This is a genomic window from Candidatus Borrelia undatumii, from assembly GCF_020882015.2.
In the GTDB taxonomy this organism is placed as follows: Bacteria; Spirochaetota; Spirochaetia; order Borreliales; family Borreliaceae; genus Borrelia.
Map to the genome: position 1 here is coordinate 901,569 of NZ_CP086555.2, position 6,280 is coordinate 907,848.

General features: G+C 33.2%; 2 protein-coding genes. Both read left to right on the top strand.

Annotation, left to right across the window (positions count from 1 at the left end):
• Window positions 1-5 precede the first annotated feature (5 nt).
• Window positions 6-2,849, top strand: coding sequence for an excinuclease ABC subunit UvrA (gene uvrA, locus LKV13_RS04290; RefSeq protein WP_229089635.1), 2,844 nt, complete (start codon window positions 6-8; stop codon window positions 2,847-2,849).
• The gene (locus LKV13_RS04295; protein WP_229089636.1) at window positions 2,804-6,280 is read left to right on the top strand and encodes an LPS-assembly protein LptD; all 3,477 of its coding nucleotides are present in this window, start codon (window positions 2,804-2,806) and stop codon (window positions 6,278-6,280) included. The genes uvrA and LKV13_RS04295 overlap by 46 nt, the downstream gene beginning before the upstream one ends.

Below are 6,280 nucleotides of genomic sequence, written 5' to 3' on the forward strand. Positions count from 1 at the left end.
AGTTTTTGAGTGAAAAGATAACTGTCAGAGGCGCAAGGGAACATAATTTGAAGAATGTTGATATTGATATTCCGAGAAATAGCTTGGTAGTAATATCTGGAAAGAGTGGTTCTGGCAAATCTTCTTTGGCTTTTGATACAATTTTTGCAGAAGGACAGAGAAGGTATATGGAGTCTGTTTCAGCTTACGCAAGGCAATTTTTGGGAGTCATGAAAAAGCCTAATGTTGACTATATAGGAGGACTTTCACCGGCTATTTCGATTGAACAGAGGACGATAAGCAATAATCCAAGATCAACGGTTGGGACAATTACTGAAATTTACGATTATTATAGACTTTTATTCGCAAAAGTCGGGAAGCCATATTGTCCGAATGATGGGAGTCTTATAGAAGAGCAGTCTTTAGATAAAATAATTAATACTGTTTTAAGTTGTGCTATCGAGGGTTCTAAAATTGTTTTATTTGCTCCCGTTGTTATGGGGGCAAAGGGCACTCACAAAAAGGAGCTTGATAGAATATTAAATCAGGGATTTAATAGGGTAAGAGTGGATTCTAAAGATTATTTAATAGATGATGCAATTAATTTGAGTTTGGATAAAAATAGGAAGCACAATATCGAAATCATAGTAGATAGGATAAAGTTGGCTGGAGATTTAAGAACTAGACTTTCAGAGTCCATTGAAACTGCTTTGTCTGTCTCCAATGGGTATTTACGTGTGGAAATTGAAAATAGTTTAGAAAAGGTAGACAAGATTTTTACGGAGCATAATAGTTGTCCTTTGTGTGGATTTTCTCTACCCATAATAGAGCCAAGACTTTTTTCTTTTAACAGTCCTTTCGGGGCTTGTAGTGAGTGTTCTGGTCTTGGCGTTACGCTTGAGTTCGACTTTGAAAAGGTTTGTCCTAATTTAGGGCTTTCTTTCAATGATGATGCATTTATTACATTTAAAACTAGTTCTTCCTGGGCTGTGGCAATTTTTAGGGGGCTTGCTAATCATTACGGGTTTAGTCTAGATACTCCTGTGAAGGATATTCCAGAAGATGTGCTTAGAAAGATTTTGTATGGATCAAATGAAAAAATAGAGTTTATCTATCAGTCCAGAGAAATGGATAGTAGGGAAGTAGAGGCGGGGTTCCATTATTCTAAAGAGTTTGAAGGTCTCCTTCCTATTTTAAAGAGACGTTATCTTACAACAGAATCTGAAAGTGCTAGGCTGTTTTATGAGGGTTTAATGTCTCGCAAGATGTGCAACTCTTGCAAAGGTAAGAGATTGAGTATTGCAGCATTATCTGTTAAATTATGTGGAAAAGACATTCAGGAGCTTAGTAATCTTTCTGTGGTAGATTCTTTTTCGTTTTTTGATAAGATCAACCTTGATGCAGTTGATACAAAGATTTCTAAGGAAATTTTAAAAGAAATTAAGAATAGGCTTAAATTTTTGATGGATGTGGGGCTTTCATATTTGTATTTGGATAGGATATCTGGAACTCTTTCGGGTGGGGAAGCCCAGAGAATTAGACTTGCCACTCAGATAGGCTCAGCACTAGCTGGGGTGCTTTATGTACTCGATGAGCCTAGTATTGGATTACACCAAAGAGACAATGAAAAGTTGATAAATACCCTTATCAATTTAAAAAAGCTTGGAAATACGGTAATTGTTGTAGAGCATGATGAACAAACTTTGCGGACTGCTGATTATATTGTCGACATTGGCCTTGGAGCTGGTATTCATGGTGGGGAAATAGTTGCTAAGGGGGTTTTGTCCGACATTTTAAACAATAAAAATAGTCTTACTGGGAAGTATTTGGGTGGTCTGCTTAAAATAGATGTTCCAAAGATAAGGCGCAAGGCGGGTAGGGGGGAAATTTTACTTTTGGGAGCCAATAGAAACAATTTAAGAAATATTGATGTTACGATTCCTTTAGGCCTTTTTACTGTAATAACAGGGGTTTCCGGTAGTGGAAAGAGTACTCTTTTAAATGGGGTATTATATCCGGCTCTTGATAGTAGGTTAAAAGGTAATATGAATTATTTTGATGGATTTAAGGATATTATCGGGTATGAACAGGTCGATAAGATCATTCAGGTGAATCAAAAACCAATAGGTAAAACTCCAAGATCGAACCCTTCAACCTATGTTGGGTTTTTCACAGAAATAAGAGAACTTTTTGCAAGGCTTCCAGAATCCAAGGCAAGGGGATTTAAGGCTGGGAGATTTTCTTTCAATGTTAAGGGGGGTAGGTGTGAAAAATGTCAAGGAGCTGGTTCTTTAAACATTCAGATGCACTTTTTGCCAGATGTTTTTATTCCTTGCGATTTGTGTAAGGGTAGAAAGTTTAATGAAGAAACCCTAGAAATAAGATATAAGGGCAAAAATATTTATGATGTTTTAGAAATGAGCGTAATTGAGGCTAAAGATTTTTTTGAAAATATTCCAAAAATAGAACACTATTTAAAAATTTTAAAGGAAGTTGGGCTTGAGTATATTAAATTAGGTCAGTCATCAACAACTCTTTCGGGAGGGGAGGCTCAGCGTGTCAAATTGGCTTTTGAGCTTGTTAAGCGAAGTACGGGTAAAACTTTTTATATTATTGACGAGCCCACAACGGGTTTGCATTTTGATGACATAAGAAAATTATTAGAGGTGTTGCAGCTTCTTGTTGAAAATGGAAATACGGTAGTTCTTATAGAGCATAATCTGGATGTGATAAAACAAGCGGATTATATAATAGATTTAGGACCTGAAGGTGGTTTGTCTGGTGGGGGTATCGTTGTATCTGGAACCCCTGAAGAGGTTTCAAAATGCAAGAGTTCCTATACAGGAATGTTTTTAAAAAATCTTTTGTAATACTACTAATTATTGTTAATTATTTTGTCCTGTCTGCTCAGGGTGATAAAGAGAGAGGGGGTAAATCCGAGGGGGATAGAGAGCTAACTTTAATGCAAAAAGCTAACTTAAAGGAACTTGAGCTTTCTAGTGATGAGGATTTAAGAAAATGGGCTTTAAAAGAGGGTATTGAAGAGGAAGATGTTTACAGGATAAGAGAGTTACTTTTGAAAAAATTTGGTTTGTCTTCTAGTTTTCTTTCAAAAGATGGAGACAAAGATAAGGGCAGATATAAAATAATAATTAAAAGTACGGATAATCTTGAGAATTTTACCTACGGGCTTACTAAGGATGAGAATATTGTATTTAAAGGGAAAGTGAGTCTTACCATTGAGGATGTTAAAGATAATAAAAAGCACAATATCAAGGGTGATCAAATCATTTTTAATAGAAATACTAAAAAGCTTTTTGCCAGTGGAAATGTTGATTATACACTTGATTTAACCCTTGATGAGAAGTTGTATTTTTACGGCAGCGAATTGTTTGTTGATTTTGATTCCCAGAATTTTATTCTAAAAAATGGAATTATTCAGAAGAAAATGTACAAAAATTTAATTAATCATATTGTTTCATTTGGTGGAAAGGTGTTAAAGAGGCTAGATAATGATACGAATATACTAGAAGAGGCTTTTATTACAACTAGTAAAATCCCAGACCCTTATTATTCTATTAAGGCTTCCAAAATATGGGTTTTGCCTTCTGGAGATTTTGGAGTTGTAAATGCTTTATTTTATATGGGAAAAGTACCCATACTATATATTCCGTTCTTTTTTAAACCAGGCGATAGTTTATTTTTTAGTCCGTCTTTGGGGTATTCTTCAAGGAAAGGGCTTACTCTTTTTAATACTGTCTATTTATTTGGGAAAAGGTCTGTTAGTAATGAAGAAGCTTCTTTTTTGGATTTTGACTTTAATTCAGTATATAACTCAAATAAAGATCCTTATATTAGAAATGGTTATTTGACTTATTTTTTTGCTAAGGGTTCTGACTCTAAAGTTGGTAAAGACCATGTTAAGTTGATTTTCGATATCTATTCCAATTTGGGATTTTATTTGGGGCTTGATTTTGATGTTAGTACCACTTTAGGTAGTTTTAAGACTTTTGAAGGTAGTTTTGGTTTGGGGTTTACAAGGACTTTATACAAACATAGTAGTACTGGGATTTATCGGCCTTTTAAAGAAAAAAGTATTAATTATTCTATTTTTAATTTTGATAATTTGAACAAGGGTGATATATTCGGATTTGAGGTTCCTTTTAGATATTTATTTAGAACTAAAGCGGAATTTCTAATAAGTGATGCGCTGCTTTCAGTGGGTTTTGAGCATTATTCAGACCCTTATGTGGTGATTGACTTTAAAAATAGATTGGAAAGCTCAACTCTTCTCTCCCTCATTGGGTCTCAGAAAGAGTATTCAGAAGTAGACAACATGATAAAGACATTTGATTGGAATTTGTCTTCCTTTTATAATCGAACTTTTGATGATAATACCATCGTTGATTATAAGCTAAATAACCTCGGGTTTAGTTTTAAATTGGCAGATTCTGATAATATTTATAGTAAGAACCCTTTAGTAAAACCAAAAGATATTATGGATCCAACCAGAAAGTGGTTTTATTTAGAGAGGGTTCACGTTCCCTATGTTGACATTAATTTTCAGAAAGATCTTTATAATAACAACTGGAGTTCTTTTTTTGATAATAGGGATAAAGAAAAAGAAATGATTATAACTCCCAAAGTCACAAACATTGACGAGAAGGGTGACTATGCAGGGGATAAAGAAAATAAAGATAATGCCAAAAAACTTAAGGAAAAGAATGATTTAAGTAAAGATTTACATATCTCTCCTGAAGTAATTGCATCAAATGAGGTTAATCATTCAGATTCTTTTTACATTAGACTTGGAATTAATCCCTATTTTAAAAATAATATATTTTTTGATGACTCTAACTTCAAGTCTCCCCAGGAGTTTAAATATGATGTAAAAAGCTATTTATTTGATATTAAAAATAAAATAGATTTAAAGCTTCATGCTGATTTGTATAATCGACTTATTACCTTTGAAGAAGTTGTGTATCTGGATACTGCTGAGTATAATCCCCTAGACAAAGACTATAATTTGCTAGATAAAGAAAAGAAAGGGGAACATGCGGTTATTAATAAGATAAATTTGGATTTACTGCCTTTTATTATGTATCCTGCTTTTTCTAGAAGTAGTATTAAGCTCGAGAATAAAATTACTCTTTATTTATTTGATAAAAAGTACGATAGAGAAGCTAAAGTACTGGATGGAAGGAGTAGTAGTATTTTTTGGAGAAGTCCTGAAACTCTTTATCAGGAGGTAGGCATTAATTTGATTTATGACTACAGATATTTTACTACTAGTCTTTCAAGTTTGTTGAAAAATACCTTTGAGAATGTATATGCTTCTTCTGAACTTAAATTTTCTTTAGAATTTCCTTATTTGTTGCAAGAAGTAGGCATTGGGGTAAAGTACGATAGAAAATTTAAGGAAAATGACAAGTCTAGACTTACTAAGACGGTTGTTAGTACAGAAGGATCATCAAGGCCAATTTCTCCTTATAAAGGCTTGGAAATGAATCCTGCTTTGTATTATAAAATAGAGCCAAAATATTTAGATTATTTTAAGATTGCCTTGTTGGCGGCCTATGATCCTTTGATCAACAGAGTTTCTGAACTTTCCTTTAAACTAAATGCTTATGATTTTGAGCTCACGTTTTCAATGAAGGATGAGTTTGAGTGCAAGTATGATAAAGCACTAGGTGATTTTTTAAAGGTAGGAACTACTACTAAGCTTGTACCATATCTTCTAAATTCTCGATATAAAAGAGATTTATATACTTTCAAATTTTTTGATGAGAAATTTTCAGTGGGATTAGGAGTAGATGTTGGATGGAAAATGAATTTGCAAAAGTTTATCGATGATAATGAACTTTGGGCAGAGTTTAGTCTTAGGTTTAAACATACTGAATTTTTTGAGTTGTACTTTTCTACACGTTCTATTAATACAAAGACTTTTAAGTATTTTGGAGGATATATGAATCAGGTTGGCCTTGAGGCAGTTAATGTCTTTTCAGATTTATTTAAATCGTTCAATTTCTTTAAGTTACAAGACAGGAAAGATTCATTATTTAAAATTAAGAAGGTTAGCACAGGCTTCAAGTTTAATTTTTATGATTGGAAGTTTGTAGGAGAATATGATTTAAATCCGGATATTTTAAAAGATGCTAGCAGTGGTAAGTATTCTTCTATATGGAGGAATAATTTTTCAATTTATATTTCATGGAATTTCTTTGAGCCTGTTAAGGCTTCATTTGAAAGTAATTCAAGCACGGATTATGAACTTTTAATTAATCGTGATACTAAGAAGTAG